20 protein-coding genes are annotated in these 13,547 nt (G+C 62.7%); 11 read left to right on the top strand and 9 right to left on the bottom strand.

Going from position 1 to position 13,547, the window contains the following annotated elements; genetic code table 11:
- Positions 1 to 312: 312 nt before the first annotated feature.
- Positions 313 to 1,038, bottom strand: a complete 726-nt coding sequence (locus C5J24_RS15270; protein ID WP_105418962.1) for a gamma-glutamylcyclotransferase — start codon at positions 1,036 to 1,038, stop codon at positions 313 to 315.
- A gap of 239 nt (positions 1,039 to 1,277) precedes the next feature.
- On the opposite strand from C5J24_RS15270, the gene C5J24_RS15275 reads away from it, so the two are divergent.
- Both C5J24_RS15275 and C5J24_RS31890 read left to right on the top strand, forming a co-directional pair.
- Complete coding sequence (locus C5J24_RS15275; RefSeq protein WP_105419113.1) at positions 1,278 to 2,165, top strand: alpha/beta fold hydrolase; 888 nt, start codon at positions 1,278 to 1,280, stop codon at positions 2,163 to 2,165.
- 19 nt (positions 2,166 to 2,184) lie between these two features.
- Complete coding sequence (locus tag C5J24_RS31890) at positions 2,185 to 2,331, top strand: hypothetical protein (RefSeq protein WP_172717276.1); 147 nt, start codon at positions 2,185 to 2,187, stop codon at positions 2,329 to 2,331.
- Between the two features lie 28 nt (positions 2,332 to 2,359).
- Here the strand turns inward: C5J24_RS31890 and tam are convergent, their stop codons facing one another.
- Entirely contained in the window at positions 2,360 to 3,130 is a 771-nt protein-coding gene (tam, locus tag C5J24_RS15280; protein WP_105418964.1) for a trans-aconitate 2-methyltransferase, read from the bottom strand.
- A gap of 179 nt (positions 3,131 to 3,309) precedes the next feature.
- Here tam and C5J24_RS15285 point away from each other — a divergent pair, with 179 nt between their 5' ends.
- Positions 3,310 to 4,194, top strand: coding sequence for a branched-chain amino acid aminotransferase (locus C5J24_RS15285; protein ID WP_105405154.1), 885 nt, complete (start codon positions 3,310 to 3,312; stop codon positions 4,192 to 4,194).
- 36 nt (positions 4,195 to 4,230) lie between these two features.
- Here the strand turns inward: C5J24_RS15285 and C5J24_RS15290 are convergent, their stop codons facing one another.
- The 4 genes from C5J24_RS15290 to C5J24_RS15305 all read right to left on the bottom strand — a co-directional run bounded on the left by C5J24_RS15290 (position 4,231) and on the right by C5J24_RS15305 (position 6,249).
- Complete coding sequence (locus tag C5J24_RS15290) at positions 4,231 to 4,548, bottom strand: type II toxin-antitoxin system RelE/ParE family toxin (RefSeq protein ID WP_105418965.1); 318 nt, start codon at positions 4,546 to 4,548, stop codon at positions 4,231 to 4,233.
- Entirely contained in the window at positions 4,545 to 4,829 is a 285-nt protein-coding gene (locus C5J24_RS15295) for a type II toxin-antitoxin system ParD family antitoxin (RefSeq protein WP_105418967.1), read from the bottom strand. Before C5J24_RS15295 ends, C5J24_RS15290 begins: the two co-directional genes overlap by 4 nt.
- Before the next feature lie 128 nt (positions 4,830 to 4,957).
- On the bottom strand, positions 4,958 to 5,689 hold the full coding sequence (locus C5J24_RS15300) for a sulfite exporter TauE/SafE family protein (RefSeq protein WP_105419115.1): 732 nt from the start codon (positions 5,687 to 5,689) through the stop codon (positions 4,958 to 4,960).
- Positions 5,690 to 5,925: 236 nt separating this feature from the next.
- Entirely contained in the window at positions 5,926 to 6,249 is a 324-nt protein-coding gene (locus C5J24_RS15305) for a hypothetical protein (protein ID WP_105418969.1), read from the bottom strand.
- 189 nt (positions 6,250 to 6,438) lie between these two features.
- Here C5J24_RS15305 and C5J24_RS15310 point away from each other — a divergent pair, with 189 nt between their 5' ends.
- The 3 genes from C5J24_RS15310 to C5J24_RS15320 all read left to right on the top strand — a co-directional run bounded on the left by C5J24_RS15310 (position 6,439) and on the right by C5J24_RS15320 (position 8,492).
- Positions 6,439 to 7,041, top strand: coding sequence for a superoxide dismutase (locus C5J24_RS15310; RefSeq protein WP_046607192.1), 603 nt, complete (start codon positions 6,439 to 6,441; stop codon positions 7,039 to 7,041).
- 122 nt (positions 7,042 to 7,163) lie between these two features.
- Complete coding sequence (locus C5J24_RS15315; RefSeq protein WP_205836943.1) at positions 7,164 to 7,535, top strand: DUF4440 domain-containing protein; 372 nt, start codon at positions 7,164 to 7,166, stop codon at positions 7,533 to 7,535.
- A 114-nt stretch (positions 7,536 to 7,649) separates the two neighbouring features.
- Positions 7,650 to 8,492, top strand: coding sequence for a metallophosphoesterase (locus C5J24_RS15320; RefSeq protein ID WP_105418971.1), 843 nt, complete (start codon positions 7,650 to 7,652; stop codon positions 8,490 to 8,492).
- 2 nt (positions 8,493 to 8,494) lie between these two features.
- On the opposite strand, the gene C5J24_RS15325 is transcribed toward C5J24_RS15320, so the two are convergent.
- Together C5J24_RS15325 and C5J24_RS15330 are read right to left on the bottom strand one after the other, a co-directional pair.
- The gene (locus C5J24_RS15325) at positions 8,495 to 9,139 is read right to left on the bottom strand and encodes a ThuA domain-containing protein (RefSeq protein WP_105418973.1); all 645 of its coding nucleotides are present in this window, start codon (positions 9,137 to 9,139) and stop codon (positions 8,495 to 8,497) included.
- 103 nt (positions 9,140 to 9,242) lie between these two features.
- The gene (locus tag C5J24_RS15330; RefSeq protein ID WP_105418975.1) at positions 9,243 to 9,932 is read right to left on the bottom strand and encodes a YafY family protein; all 690 of its coding nucleotides are present in this window, start codon (positions 9,930 to 9,932) and stop codon (positions 9,243 to 9,245) included.
- 135 nt (positions 9,933 to 10,067) lie between these two features.
- On the opposite strand from C5J24_RS15330, the gene C5J24_RS15335 reads away from it, so the two are divergent.
- The 5 genes from C5J24_RS15335 (at position 10,068) to C5J24_RS15355 (ending at position 12,940) form a co-directional block, all read left to right on the top strand.
- Entirely contained in the window at positions 10,068 to 10,700 is a 633-nt protein-coding gene (locus C5J24_RS15335) for a LysE family translocator (protein ID WP_105418977.1), read from the top strand.
- Between the two features lie 178 nt (positions 10,701 to 10,878).
- Positions 10,879 to 11,319: a cytochrome c gene (locus C5J24_RS15340; RefSeq protein ID WP_105418979.1), complete on the top strand. Its 441-nt coding sequence runs from the start codon at positions 10,879 to 10,881 to the stop codon at positions 11,317 to 11,319.
- Positions 11,320 to 11,400: 81 nt separating this feature from the next.
- Positions 11,401 to 12,315, top strand: coding sequence for a cytochrome c (locus C5J24_RS15345; protein ID WP_105418980.1), 915 nt, complete (start codon positions 11,401 to 11,403; stop codon positions 12,313 to 12,315).
- Between the two features lie 44 nt (positions 12,316 to 12,359).
- On the top strand, positions 12,360 to 12,614 hold the full coding sequence (locus tag C5J24_RS15350; RefSeq protein ID WP_105418982.1) for a type II toxin-antitoxin system HicA family toxin: 255 nt from the start codon (positions 12,360 to 12,362) through the stop codon (positions 12,612 to 12,614).
- Positions 12,611 to 12,940, top strand: coding sequence for a type II toxin-antitoxin system HicB family antitoxin (locus C5J24_RS15355; protein WP_105418984.1), 330 nt, complete (start codon positions 12,611 to 12,613; stop codon positions 12,938 to 12,940). Before C5J24_RS15350 ends, C5J24_RS15355 begins: the two co-directional genes overlap by 4 nt.
- Before the next feature lie 16 nt (positions 12,941 to 12,956).
- Here C5J24_RS15355 and C5J24_RS15360 read toward each other — a convergent pair whose 3' ends face one another.
- On the bottom strand, positions 12,957 to 13,445 hold the full coding sequence (locus C5J24_RS15360; RefSeq protein ID WP_371674375.1) for an N-acetyltransferase family protein: 489 nt from the start codon (positions 13,443 to 13,445) through the stop codon (positions 12,957 to 12,959).
- Positions 13,446 to 13,547 lie beyond the last annotated feature (102 nt).

Consider the following 13,547-nt stretch of genomic DNA (forward strand, 5'->3'; position numbering starts at 1 on the left):
CGGCCTCCCATAACCGATTGCGAAGTGAAACTGGTTTATGGATAACTCAGCCGATTGCTTTTTGCAATCGGTTTATGTTGGCATGATTTCCTGCCGAGCAAGATCGCCCCCCCTCTGGCCTGCCGGCCATCTCCCCCACGGGTGGGGAGATCACATGCGGCTCGACCTTCGCCCAATATTGACCCTGCGCGGAATAGTAGCGTCTCTTTCTTGGGAGACGCCGGCGCTCCCAGCCAATCTCCCCACCTGTGGGGGAGATGCCCGGCAGGGCAGAGGGGGGCTGACACGGCACGACCTCTCCCGTTTCCCGCCTCACGCCCCGACCGCTTCCACCTTCTCCCGCACGTGCATCCCCTGGATCTCCTCCGCCACCATTTCCTGCAGCCGCCAGAGATTGCGGTCGTTGATGCCGAATTCGGCGAGATGCACGACGGTATTGTAGAGATATTCGGCACACGATCCCCGATGCCCACAGGCGCGCGCCAGAACCTTTGCGACCTCGTCGAGCGGCAGCAGCGGCCGGATGATGCGCTTGCTGGTGCCGCCGACCCAGAAGGTCAGCGCCCGCACGGTCTCGCCGGCCTGGGTCCGGACCGGCAGCCAGCGGAACGAGGTGAGGCTGTCGCGATGGCTGACCTCGCGGCGCAGGGCTTTTTCGATCTGGACGCGCTTGTCGTCATCGGCCACGCGGTAGATCACCCCGTCGCAGCGGCCGCCGCGCGACAGCATCATCATCAGCCCCGGCTGTGTCGGCGACCCCCGGCCGCGCTCGATCCTCAGCGAAAAGGAGCGATGCCAGCCGAACGCCGCTGCCCGCTGGCAGGCGATGCTGTCGAAGCCCGGCTTCCAGATCAGCGAGCCATAGGCGAAGACCCAGAGCGGATCCTCGCCGATTTCCGCCGCCAGGCGATCGGCGATCTGAATGTAGTCGTCGTCGGTCAGCGGCTCCCAGCTGGCGGGTGGGCCAGGGTCCGTTTCCACGCGGAAACAGAGATCGACCAGTTCCTGCGTCAGCGACAATGTGGATTGTTTCGGCATGGCTTCGAACGGCTTTTCGGGCAGGACGACAAAACGGCAAGGTCCGAGAGTGCAAGCCGATCCGGCCTGAGTCAACCGTCTTGCTGCACTGCGGCCGAGGCCCGGGCCACGAACGCAGGCGACCTTCCGGCACCGTCCGCGGGACGAAAGTCGGCCTGGCGCCACGAAATGGTCACGGAACATTTCCAGCATGAACCATTCTTGAAGAGCTGACAGTTCAAGGAGCGATGATCATGGACATGACCACCGAAGCCCCGCCAGATCGCATGCGGGCGAGACACAAGTGGCTCGATATCAAAGGCATGAAGGTGTTTTACCGGGAGGCGGGCAGGGCCGGTGCGCCCGTGCTTCTGCTGCCGCACGGCTATCCGTGCTCGTCCTATGAATTCCGCGAGTTGATGCCGCGGCTTGCTGACCGCTGGCATCTGGTCGCGCCGGATTTTCCGGGTTCGGGCTATACCGACACGCCCTCGGCCTTTGCCTACGATTTCGACGGTTTTGCCGATTTCCTCGATACGTTCACGCAGACGCTCGGGCTCGACCGGTTCGCGCTCTACCTCCACGATTTCGGTTCGCAGATCGGTCTTCGCCTGGCGATCCGGCGCCCCGAGAAGATCGCCGCGCTGATCGTCCAGAACGGCGATATCTACGAGGACGCGCTCGGCCCCAAATACGCCGGCCTGCAGGAGTTCTGGCGCAACCCGACCGAGGAAGGCCGCCGCACGATCGCGGGCGCTGTCAGCGAAGAAGGTTTCAGGGAAGAATTCCTCAACGAAGTCCGGCCGGAGCTCGCCGAGCGCATCTCGCCGGACCTGTGGAAGCTGCATTGGGCGCTGATGGACGAACGGCGGCGGCAGATCGCCGTCGATGTCATCGCCGGGCTGCGCGAGAATGTCGCCTGGTTTCCGCGTTATCAGCAATATCTGCGCGACCGCCAGCCGCCGACCCTGATCGTCTGGGGTCCGCAGGACGGGTACATGCCGGAAAAATCCGCCCGCGCCTTCCTGCGCGACCTGCCCAGGGCGGAACTTCATCTTCTCGATGGTGGTCATTGGCTGCTGGAAACCAATCTCGACGAAGTCGCACCGCTGATCCGCGATTTCCTTGGTCGAGTGCATTCCGGTTGATGGCCGGCGGAGGAATTTGATGCGTTGGCTTTTTATCGCGGTGCTGTTGATCCTCATCGGCTGTGTATTGAGTATCGGTTGGATGAATGACCCCGGTAATGGCCGGATAGAAGCGACGCCGCCCCAGCAGCAGAACCCGCTGGCCCCGCCTCCGGGCACCCCTTGAAGCCGCCGGGCACGCCGTGAAGCCGCCCTTAGGCCTTGACCGCGAGGATGAAGAACCGCGGAAAGCGCAACAGCACCCGCCCGTCGGCCATCGGCGGATAGGCCTTGGCGATGCGGGCGGTGTAGTCGGCCGCAAAGGCTTCCGCATGGGCAGGGCCGGCGGCGTCGAGATAGGGCCGCAGCCCGGTCGCCCTGACCCATTCGACGATCGCGGGCGCATTGGCGAGCGGGTGGGAATAGACCGTGTGCCAGACGTCGATCCGGGCGGATTTCGGCATCAGTCGGTCGAAATACGCCCCAGGCGGCGGCAGCACCGCGCGGCGCACCCTGCCGCCTTCGAAGGCCGCTTTCCACCGGCCGGCAGCACCGGTTTCCTCCATCAGCACATGGCTGGGTTCGGAGAGATTGTCCGGCATCTGCACCGCGAGCACGCCGCCGGGCCTCAGGTGGTCCATCAGCCGGGCGAGCACCGAAATATGGTCCGGCACCCACTGGAAGACCGCGTTGGCGTAAAGCAGGTCGGCCGGCTCCTCCGGCACCCAGGTATTCAGATCGGCCTTGGTGAATTGCGTGCCGGGCAGGCGCTTGCGGGCCGCCGCCAGCATGTTGTCGTCGCTGTCGAGACCGGCGACATTGGCTGCCCCGAAACGCTCCGCGATCAGCTCCGTCGAATTGCCCGGGCCGCAGCCGAGATCGTAGGCACGGGCAACCGAGCCGAGCGGTACCTGCGCAAGAAGATCGCGCGCCGGCCGCGTCCGCTCGTCCTCGAATTTCACATATTGCTCCGCCGACCATGCCATGAGCGTCTTCCTCGAGTGTTCGTTTCGATGGAACATGGCACTCCGACACGCTGGTCTCCATGGGCAAAAATATCAATTTTTGTGATGATCCATTTCATATTATCGCTTGACCTCGGTGACGGGGCCGGACTTCACTCACCCCGCAATTTTGAAGCGCCAGAATGACCGAGGAGATCACCATGTCCGTCAACACCGCCCCCCGCACCACCACCTGGACGTTCGTGGATGGCGAATGGCTGGAGGGCAATCCGAAGCTGATCGGCCCCACCTCGCATGCCATGTGGCTCGGCTCCACCGTGTTCGACGGCGCCCGCTGGTTCGACGGCATTGCGCCGGACATCGACCTGCATTGCCAGCGCGTCAACCGGTCGGCCACGAACATGGGCATGAAGCCGGTGATGCAGCCCGAGGAGATCGAGGCGCTCGCCTGGGAAGGCATCAAGAAATTCGACGGCAAGACGGCGATCTACATCAAGCCGATGTACTGGTCGGAACACGGCATGCCCTACAGCGTCGTCACCGCCGATCCGGAATCGACCCGTTTCGCGCTCTGCCTGTTCGAAGCGCCGATGCAGACCGCCAAACCCTCGTCGCTCACCGTCTCGCCCTATCGCCGCCCGAACCCGGAAGTAGCGATGACCGGCGCCAAGACCGGCAGCCTTTATCCCAATAGCGGCCGCATGATCATGGAAGCCCGCGGCCGCGGCTTCGACAATGCGCTGGCCCGCGACATGAACGGCAATGTCGCCGAGACTGCCTCCTCGAACATCTTCATGGTCAAGGACGGGGTGATCATGACCCCGATCGCCAACGGCACCTTCCTTGCCGGCATCACCCGCGCGCGTGTCATCAACCTCCTGCGCCGCGGCGGTTTCGACGTGCGCGAGACGACGTTGACGGTCGCGGATTTCATGGATGCCGACGAGATTTTCACCTCCGGCAACTATTCCAAGATCGTCCCGGTCAACCGCTTCGAGGAACGCCAGCTCCAGGAAGGCCCGGTCGCCCGCAAGGCGCTGGAACTCTACATGGACTGGGCCCGCTCTCCCGGCGACGAGGCCTGAAATCTTCAGGCGGCGGCGTGCGACACAGGGGACAAATTAGAATTCGTCGTCCTCGACGTCGTCCGCACCGCGGAGGCTTTTGCCCCGATGTAGAATGCGCATGATCGTCACGAGGTCGGCATCGATGCGAAAGACGATGCTGGCCTTCCGTTTGAAGCCGACGACGCGGATACCGGGGCCGAATTCGTCATGCCTCGTGCCGCGCGCGGGAAAGGTTTCGAAGGCCGCGCAGTGACCGAGGAGTTCGTTGACATATCGCCGGGCAATGGCGCGGCCGGCTTTCGGAGCAATATAGTCATAGAGTTCGGCAAGGTCGGCATCCGCCGCCGGATCGAAAACAACCCGGTATCTCATTCGGGAAGACGGGTGTCTTTGTCGCGCGCATCCATATGCGCGTTGATGCGCCGCCGGACTTCGTTGATCGGAATTGCCTTGGAAGGATCATGCGTCGTGACGGTCGGCACGACCTCGTCCCGCAGCCAGCTCTCTATTCCCGCATCATGATCCGCCAGATACCGCAATCCTTCGGCGACTACCTCGCTCTCGTCGGCAAATTCGCCGGACGCGACCTTCTTCTGGACGAGTTCGGCCATGTCTTCCGGCAGGGAGATGGTAATCGATCGGTTCGGGCGCATCGGTCGGTTCCTGTTCGCGGGCAAGCCTATCACAACCGGGCAAGGGGCGCTATTTCGCTGCCGGCTTTATTGCCGTTGGAAGCACAGTGCTGCAGGCAATCCCGCGTCTGCTGTCCCGCCATGCCTCCTCACACAAGCCGGACCGCGGCCGTGCCGATGATGATCATCGAGACGGCGATCATCAGGGGTTTGACCGGCAGATAGCGGACGATGAAGGCGCCGATCGGCGCCGCCAGGATGCCGCCGAGGATGAGGCCGAGGGCGGAGGAGAGTTCCGACCAGCCGAGCGACACGATGAAAGTCGCGGAAATCACGGTGGTGACGGCGAATTCGGTGAGGTTGGTGGAGCCGATCACCTTTTTAGGGTCGTGGCCGCGACCAAGCAGCGAGCTTGTCACGATCGGCCCCCATCCGCCGCCGCCCATCGCATCGAGCAGCCCGCCCCCGCCGCCCACAAAGGGTACGATCCAGTCGCGCACGTCGCGCGGAAATTTCGGTTGAAAGGCCTTGTAGAGGATGAACAGGCCGACGGCGATCAGATAGGCGGAGACGAAGGGTTCGATCACCTTGCCGTCGATATTCGACAGGACATAGGCGCCGATCGCCCCGCCGACCATGCCGGCCGGTGCAAGCCTTGCCACCAGCCGCCAATCGACATTGCGGTTATAAAGATGCGACAGTCCCGAGGCGGCTGTGGTGAAACACTCGGTCACGTGGGTCATGGCGCTTGCAGCCGCGGGCGCGACGCCGATGGCAAGCAGGCTGGTCGTCGTCAGCACCCCGAAAGCCATGCCGAGCGCCCCGTCGACGATCTGTGCGAAGAAGCCGATGGCGACGAAGATCAGGAAATCGGACGTCAGGAAGTCGAACGACATGCAGCCTCCTCTTTGCCAAGGGCGTTCGCTTTCAATTCGCAGGCGCGAAGAAAGGTTCCCGTTTTGCCGCCGGGCAGACCAGAGGGTCTCCCCTCAGCCATTCGAAAAAACGGAACGACCTCCGACGGTTGGATGCGACGCCGCATCATCCGACGACGGGTCGCATCGTCTTTGGACCTGCACCTGATGCCGGCGGAGAGGCGGATGGACATGGCCGCGAACTACTTCCCCGCCTTCACCGCCAGCTTGTCGGCGGAAATCTCGCCGCCGATCTCGGCCTTGCGGGTTTTCTTGTCGAAGGCGCAGAGGGCGCTGATCGTCACCTTGGCGCCGACCGCCTTGCCGGAAACGACGGCCAGCCCGTAGCTCTGGCTGCCGAAGGGATCGACAAGAGCCTTGCCGTTCTCGATCAGCCCCTTGGCAGCGGTCACGCAAGCCTTGGCGACCTCGGCCTGGAAACCGGACCATGCGTCGTCCGAGGAGGCGTGCGCGACGGTGAGGCTGGATGCGAGGAGGGCGGCTGCGAGAGCGGAAGTGGTCTTCATCGAACGGGCTCCGAATCGTGATCTGGCCCGTTTCTTGTATCTTGAAATTTCCGCAAGTTCTTGACCCAATCGGCTTGATTTTTGGCAAGTTCACCGTTGCCTCTTGGCCCCTCCGCTCCTATGTTCCCGCACGACGCTATGCCCAGGTATCTGCCGAACCCAGGTAGCTGCCGAACAAGGAGTAGACCAATGGCCTTCGAACTTCCCGAACTCCCCTACGACTACGAAGCTCTTTCGCCCTTCATGTCGAAAGAGACGCTCGAATTCCACCACGACAAGCACCACAAGGCTTATGTCGACAACGGCAACAAGCTTGCTGCCGAAGCCGGCATGGCCGATCTGTCGCTCGAGGAAGTCGTCAAGAAGTCCTTCGGCACCAACCAGGGCCTCTTCAACAATGCTGCCCAGCACTACAACCACGTCCATTTCTGGAAGTGGATGAAGAAGGGCGGCGGCGGCACCAAGCTGCCGGGCAAGCTCGAAGCGGCGGTTGCCTCCGATCTCGGCGGCTACGACAAGTTCAAGGCTGACCTGATCGCCGCCGGCACGACCCAGTTCGGCTCCGGCTGGGCCTGGGTTTCGGTGAAAGACGGCAAGCTCGTCATCTCCAAGACCCCGAACGGCGAGAACCCGCTGGTTCACGGTGCCGAGCCGATCCTCGGCGTCGACGTCTGGGAACATTCCTATTACATCGACTACCGCAACGCCCGCCCGAAATACCTCGAAGCCTTCGTCGACAGCCTGATCAACTGGGACTACGTCCTCGAGCGCTACGAAGCCGCCACGAAGTAATCCGGCCAACCGCCGTCATCCTCAGGTTTAACCCGAGGATTCCACCCGGTGTCGCAAAGGCGCCGGGTGTTTTTGTTTCTGAACTTTGGCCATCGGGGCGGAAAGCAGGAGGGAAGCAGGTTATGGACGAGCAATCGATAGAGATGATCCTGGCAGAGCTCGCCGCCCGCGAGCCGATCTTCGACGACCGCAAATTCGGCACCAGTCGGGAAGCACTGGAGGCGATGACCGAAGAGACGTTCTGGGAAATCGGCGCGAGCGGCAGGGTCTACGGCCGGGATTTCGTCATCGCGACTCTTCTTGAGCGATACCGTACACAGGAACAGCATAACTGGCCCTGCCGGGATTTCACCATCAGCCGCCTCGCCGACGACCTCTACCATCTGTCCTATGTTCTGGAAGAACCCGACCGCCTCAGCCGGCGGTCCACGTTCTGGAGGAGCACGGCGACCGGCTGGAAGATCGTTTTTCACCAGGGAACGGTGATTGCGTGACGGTGGATTTTCGGATGGCGATGATGCTTGGTCTACTCCACCTGGATTTTCGGTAGAAAGATACGAATGCCAGGGCGTCACACGCCTGTCACAGCCACCGGCTAACTCCGCGAAATGCCCCACGAAAAACCTCTTCTCCGCTTCGGTGTGATCGCCGATCCGCAATATGCCGACCTGCCGCCATGGCTGGAGATGGACCGTTATTACGCGAGCAGCCTCGACAAGCTGCGCCAGGCGATCGGCGTGCTGAACGGCGAGGATCTGTCCTTCGTGGTGACGCTCGGCGATCTCATCGACCGGGGGTGGGAGAGCTACGACCCAGTGCTTGCCGTCTATCAGGGCCTGCGCCACGAGAGTTTTCTGATGCCGGGCAACCACGATTTCGTCGTGGCGCCGGCGCAGCTCGGCGATGTCCACAAACGGCTCGGCATGCCCGCCGCCTGGCACGATTTCGCCCGCGGCAATTTTCGCTTCGTGGTGATCGACGGCAACGAGATCAGCCTGTTTTCCACCCCGGAAGGCCATCCGCGCCACACGCTTGCGCAGCATCGGCTGGAAACACTGCTGGCCGAAAGTGCGATCAACGCCAAGGAATGGAACGGCGGCATCAGCGACGAGCAGTTCGTCTGGCTGGAAGCGGTGCTGGAGCGGGCAAGCGCTGCGGACGAGAAGGTCGTGGTCATGGGCCATTATCCGCTCTACCCCGAAAACGAGCACAATCTCTGGGGTGCCAAGCGGCTGACCGATCTCTTCGTCCGCTCCGGCAACGTGATCGCCTATCTGAACGGCCATAACCACGTCGGCAATCTCGGCCGCGCCGGAAACACCTGGTACGTCAACTTCAAGGGCATGGTCGATACGCAGACGGAAAACACCTTTGCCGTCATCGAGATCTTTGCCGACCGTATCGAGATCATCGGCCATGGCCGCGAGGAAAGCCGTACCCTCGCTCTCTAGGCTCAGCCGCGCGCCGCCCAGGAAAGGCCGCGCCGCAGGATGCTGCGCATCTGCGGATGTTCGAATTCCGCCGCTACATGACCAAGCGCCGAATAGAAGACCCGTCCCTCGCCGAAATGGCGCTTGAACACGACGGGCATCGTCACGTTGCGCACCGCCTCGTCATATTCGCCGAAAAAGGTCGTCGTCGCGAGGATTTCGACCGATGGGTCGTAATGCAGGTAATACTGCTCCGAGCGGTAGTCGAAATCCGCAATGCCCTGCATCACCGGGTCGTTGGGGCGAGTGACGTTGACGCGGTAGTCGATGATATTGCCGGGATGCGCCACCCAGGTGACGCCGGCAAGATAACGGAAGGCAGCACTCTCCTTGAAGGAGGTTGCAAGCGCCCCGTGATGGCCGCCAAGCCCGAGCCCGCCGCGCACCGCCTCGACAAGCGCATTGGCATGCACCTTTTCCAGCTTTTCGCCGGTAATGATCGGCACCAGCAGGTCGGCGCTGGCGATACCGGCAGAGCCGAAAATTCCGAGATCCCCGGTGATCTCGACCGCAAAACCGTCCTCCCGAAGGATTCCGCCGACAACGCCGGCGCATTCCTCCGGCTCATGGATCTTCAATCCGCCCCAGACGATAATGGCCCTACGCATTCGATGTCTCCCATGCCCTGCTGTTTCCTGACGAAGCAGGCGCACCATAAGGACAAAGCCGCCGGCTGTCAGGGGAGGGCGAAAGTCACTGGATACGGGGCGGTCACATCGGCGGGCTGGTCCAGCCCTGAACCCAGAGCGACCGCAGTTTTTCGCCTTCGCCGCGGAAGAAACCATCCGCCAGTTCGCAATGCTCCACCCGGTCGGCGCGGAAATTGCGGATTGCCTGCCTCAGTTCGCACCAGGCGACGATATTGGCCGTCTGCGAGTAGTAGATCAGCGCCACCGGCCGGATCGTCCGTTCCGTGGCGCGGGCATACTCGTCGCGGTAATCGAGCGCCAGCTTCTGTTCGTCGCGGATCGCCCGGCGCACCATCGCAAGGTCGAGCGCGTCCGGCACCGGCGCGACCGAGCCCCAGGCATGCAGCGCATTGGCGGAAAACGTGCCGGCAAGCGGCGCCGGCACCACGGCGGCGATCTTGCGGTTGACCTGTTTGGCCGCCTGCCGCAGCTCCGTGTCGCCGGTGCGCTCAAGCAGCGCGAGCGCCAGCACGATCGCCTCCGTCTCCTCGATCGACAACATCAGCGGCGGCAGCGTGAAGCCGGGGCGCAGGATATAGCCGATGCCGCGCCCGCCCTCGATCGGCACCCGCATCGCCTGGAGTGCCGCGATATCCCGATAGATCGAGCGCACCGTCACTTCCAGTTGCACGGCGATTTCCGCCGCCGTCACCGGCTTTTTCGCGAGCCGGAGGATCTGGATGATCTCGAACAGGCGCGAGGCCTTGCGCATTCCGGTTTTCCTTGTGGCCGGATGATCGCTACTGACAATACGCTGTCAGTTGGGCTGCCGTATAGGACCGCATATCCGGTTGAAAAACAAGGCTTCGGCATTCGAAGCCGACATTGCGAGGCTCAAGAAACTGACATGACCTATACCGAAAACCTCTGGCTCTTTTTCACCCTCCTGTTCGGCATCATCGTCGTGCCGGGCATGGACATGATCTTCGTGCTCGCCAATTCGCTGACCCGCGGCCGCACGGCCGGGCTTGCCGCCACCGCCGGCATCATCGCCGGCGGGCTGGTGCACTCGCTTTATGGCGCGGTCGGCGTCGGCCTGCTCGCAAGCCTGATGCCGGTGCTGTTCAAGCCGCTGCTGATTGCCGGCGCGCTCTACATGGCCTGGATCGGCGTCAGCCTGATCCGCAGTTCGATCACCGTCGATCATGTCGGCCCGGCGGACACGAGGTCGAACTTGGAGGCGTTCCGGCGCGGCGCGGTGACCTGCCTCATCAATCCCAAGGCCTATCTGTTCATGCTCGCCGTCTATCCGCAGTTCCTGCGGCCGGATTTCGGGCCGCTCGCCCCGCAGGCGACAATCATGGCGGCGATGACGGCTGCGACACAGCTCGCGATCTATGGCGGCCTCGCGGTTGCCGCCGGCCACGCACGGCAATTCCTGGTCGGCAACGGCAGCGCGACGATCTGGGTCGGGCGGATCGCCGGCCTCCTGTTGCTTGCGGTTTCCATGCTGACGCTCTGGGAAGGAGTGACGGCCTGAAGGACGGCTTGAGCAGTCTCGGCGAGACATATCCCCTTCACATTCCGTGCCTGCCTGGCAACAGGCGGAACGCTCGCGGCCTCATGACAGAAAAGTTACTTTTTTCAAACGCATAAGCCGGCAATCATGAGGTCGCTAAAATGCGCCGGCATGACCGGCTCGATGAGGAGAGGAATGGATGAAGTTTAAATTGATTGCCACCGCCGCGGCCGTACTCTGTCTTGGCTTTACGGCCGTGACCGCGCAGGAAACGCCGATTACCAAGCGCCAGGCGCTGATGAAGGGTATCGGCGGTGCAGCCGGCGCTCTGGGCGGGATCGCCAAGGGCGAAAAGCCGTACGATCAGGCTGCCGTGCGCACGGCGCTGACCACGATCAGCACCAATATCAAGGCCTTCCCGGACCAGTTCCCGGCAGGCTCCGAGACCGGCGACAAGACCAAGGCCGCACCGGCCATCTGGGAAAAGAACGCCGAATTCCGGGCAGGCGCCCAGAAGCTCGGCTCCGACGCGGAGGCGCTTCTGGCTTCCATGCCGGCAGATCAGGCCGCCGTCGGCAAGGCGCTGCAGACGCTCGGCGGCAGCTGCAATACCTGCCATCAGAACTTCCGCCTGAAGTGATCGCTGCCCTGTCTTAGCATCGGGACGGCCGCAGCCTTCTGCGGCCGTCCTAGTATGATCACGTTACGCTGGAGGAAGGCGATGGCATCGATATGGTCCAAAATCCTGGCGGCGGGCGTCGTGGTGGTCGCGGCGGGTGCTGCCACGGCGTGGGCGCTGACCAAGCCCGATCCCTATCCGGATTCCCATTGGGCGGGCCTCGGCGCGCCGGATCTCGCCAAGGGGGAACAGCTCTTCTGGGCCGGCGGCTGCTCGAGCTGTCATGCCGCGACCGGCGCCACCGGCGATGCCCTGAAGATCCTGTCCGGCGGCAGGGCGCTGCCGAGCCCGTTCGGGACATTCCATATTCCCAACATCTCGCCTGATCCGAACGCCGGCATCGGCAACTGGACCTTGGCGCAGTTCGGCAATGCCACGAACCGCGGGGTCGGGCCGGACGGCGAACACCTCTTCCCGTCCTTCCCCTACGGCTCCTATTCGAGGCTCTCGGCCAAGGACATCAACGATCTCTTCGGTTACCTGAAGACCCTGCCGGCTAGCACCAATGTCGCGCCGCCGCACGAGCTGCCGTTCCCCTACAATATCCGGCTGGCGGTCGGTGGCTGGAAATTCCTCTATTTCAACGACCAGCCGCGGGTGCAGCTTGCCTCTGCCGACGACAAGGTCAAGCGCGGCCAGTTCCTGGTCGAAGGTCCCGGCCATTGCGGCGAATGTCATACGCCGCGCGACGCGACGGGCGGTTTTCTCCCCGACCGCTGGCTCGCCGGCGGCCCGAACCCGGAAGGGAAGGGAACCATCCCCAACATCACGCCGGGCTCGAAGGATATCGCCTCATGGAGCGAGGGCGACATCGCCGGATACCTCGAAACCGGTTTCACCCCGGATTTCGACACGGTCGGCGGCTCCATGGTTGAAGTGCAGCAGAACCTCGCGCATCTGCCGAAAACCGATCTGGAAGCGATTGCGGCCTATCTGAAGGCGGTGCCGGCGCGGTAGAGGGATTGCTTGCAAAATCTGCTAGCATGGATTAAAGTGCTAGCATGAACAGCAAGCAGCGCAAGACGCTTGGCGCCATATTTCGGGATCCGGTGTCGCCGTCCATCGATCGGAGCGACGTCGAAAATCTTTTGATCGCCATTGGATGCCGTCTGCTGGAGGGCAATGGCTCGCGAGTTCGTTTTGAAAAAGACGGACTGGTCGCGTTCTTCCATCGACCCCACCCGGATAAGGAAGCGAAGCGATATCAGATCAAGGATGCGCGGCTTTTTCTGTCTCAGTTAGGAATAGAGCCATGAATGTCTTGGAATATAAGGGATACTCGGCCCGCATCGAATTCGATGCCGAAGACGAAATTTTTGTCGGGCACATCGCCGGCATTGCCGATATCGTCGGCTTTCACGCCGATTCCGTCGTCGATCTCAAGACCGCCTTCCACGAGGCGGTTGACGATTATCTGGAAACCTGTGAACGACTTGGAAGATCTCCGCACAAGCCCTATTCCGGCCGGGTGATGTTTCGCATCGACCCCGACGTGCACGCCCGTGCCGCAAAAGCAGCGGAGCTGGCTGGAAAAAGCCTCAACGAATGGGCAGGCGAAATCCTGGCCAAGGCCGCCGGATAGGCCTCGGCCGCGGATATCACGCCAGCGCCTGCGTGTAGCGCATGCCGGTGACCGGGCGCGGCTTGAAATCCATGTGTTCGTAGAAGCGGTGGGCGGCGAAATTGCCGGTGGCGGCGCTGACCGAAAGATAGTCGCAGCCGGCGCTCCTGGCGATCTCGCGGGCGCGCGTGACCAGGTGCTGGCCGATGCCGTGGCCGCGATGCCCGTCGCGCACGAAGAGATGGTGCAGGTCCATGCCGCGCGTGCCTTCCTGCGCCCGGTAGAGCGGCACGAGGATAGCGTAGCCGATCAGCTCCGAGCCGGTATCGGCGACAAGCGCGCTGATCCACGGCATCGCGCCGAACAGGTCGCGCTCGAGCTTTTCAGGGGTGATACCGGCGGGGTCGTTGTGATGCGCGGCGAGCAGCGCGATCATCTCGTTGAGTTCCGGCAGATCGCGCGATTTCGCATTGCGGATCGTCACGACCGGCGGACGGGGCAGGGTAATATCGGTATCTTCGGTCATTTCCGGCATCCTTTTTCGGTCTTCTCGCCGTCAGGTGCCGTTTGAAACAACAAAGCCGCCTGACGGCGGCTTGTTGACATGGTGATCTGTCGAGCCGCCCCT

The organism is Neorhizobium sp. T25_27, assembly GCF_002968565.1.
Taxonomy (GTDB): domain Bacteria; phylum Pseudomonadota; class Alphaproteobacteria; order Rhizobiales; family Rhizobiaceae; genus Neorhizobium; species Neorhizobium tomejilense.

Excerpts from the sequence above, each read along its gene's own strand:
- C5J24_RS15270 (WP_105418962.1), bottom strand. The coding sequence starts at position 1,038 with ATGCCGAAACAATCCACATTGTCGCTGACGCAGGAACTGGTCGATCTC.
- C5J24_RS15275 (WP_105419113.1), top strand. The coding sequence starts at position 1,278 with ATGACCACCGAAGCCCCGCCAGATCGCATGCGGGCGAGACACAAGTGG.
- C5J24_RS31890 (WP_172717276.1), top strand. The coding sequence starts at position 2,185 with ATGCGTTGGCTTTTTATCGCGGTGCTGTTGATCCTCATCGGCTGTGTA.
- tam (WP_105418964.1), bottom strand. The coding sequence starts at position 3,130 with ATGGCATGGTCGGCGGAGCAATATGTGAAATTCGAGGACGAGCGGACG.
- C5J24_RS15285 (WP_105405154.1), top strand. The coding sequence starts at position 3,310 with ATGTCCGTCAACACCGCCCCCCGCACCACCACCTGGACGTTCGTGGAT.
- C5J24_RS15290 (WP_105418965.1), bottom strand. The coding sequence starts at position 4,548 with ATGAGATACCGGGTTGTTTTCGATCCGGCGGCGGATGCCGACCTTGCC.
- C5J24_RS15295 (WP_105418967.1), bottom strand. The coding sequence starts at position 4,829 with ATGCGCCCGAACCGATCGATTACCATCTCCCTGCCGGAAGACATGGCC.
- C5J24_RS15305 (WP_105418969.1), bottom strand. The coding sequence starts at position 6,249 with ATGAAGACCACTTCCGCTCTCGCAGCCGCCCTCCTCGCATCCAGCCTC.
- C5J24_RS15310 (WP_046607192.1), top strand. The coding sequence starts at position 6,439 with ATGGCCTTCGAACTTCCCGAACTCCCCTACGACTACGAAGCTCTTTCG.
- C5J24_RS15315 (WP_205836943.1), top strand. The coding sequence starts at position 7,164 with ATGGACGAGCAATCGATAGAGATGATCCTGGCAGAGCTCGCCGCCCGC.
- C5J24_RS15320 (WP_105418971.1), top strand. The coding sequence starts at position 7,650 with ATGCCCCACGAAAAACCTCTTCTCCGCTTCGGTGTGATCGCCGATCCG.
- C5J24_RS15325 (WP_105418973.1), bottom strand. The coding sequence starts at position 9,139 with ATGCGTAGGGCCATTATCGTCTGGGGCGGATTGAAGATCCATGAGCCG.
- C5J24_RS15330 (WP_105418975.1), bottom strand. The coding sequence starts at position 9,932 with ATGCGCAAGGCCTCGCGCCTGTTCGAGATCATCCAGATCCTCCGGCTC.
- C5J24_RS15335 (WP_105418977.1), top strand. The coding sequence starts at position 10,068 with ATGACCTATACCGAAAACCTCTGGCTCTTTTTCACCCTCCTGTTCGGC.
- C5J24_RS15340 (WP_105418979.1), top strand. The coding sequence starts at position 10,879 with ATGAAGTTTAAATTGATTGCCACCGCCGCGGCCGTACTCTGTCTTGGC.
- C5J24_RS15345 (WP_105418980.1), top strand. The coding sequence starts at position 11,401 with ATGGCATCGATATGGTCCAAAATCCTGGCGGCGGGCGTCGTGGTGGTC.
- C5J24_RS15350 (WP_105418982.1), top strand. The coding sequence starts at position 12,360 with ATGAACAGCAAGCAGCGCAAGACGCTTGGCGCCATATTTCGGGATCCG.
- C5J24_RS15355 (WP_105418984.1), top strand. The coding sequence starts at position 12,611 with ATGAATGTCTTGGAATATAAGGGATACTCGGCCCGCATCGAATTCGAT.
- C5J24_RS15360 (WP_371674375.1), bottom strand. The coding sequence starts at position 13,445 with ATGACCGAAGATACCGATATTACCCTGCCCCGTCCGCCGGTCGTGACG.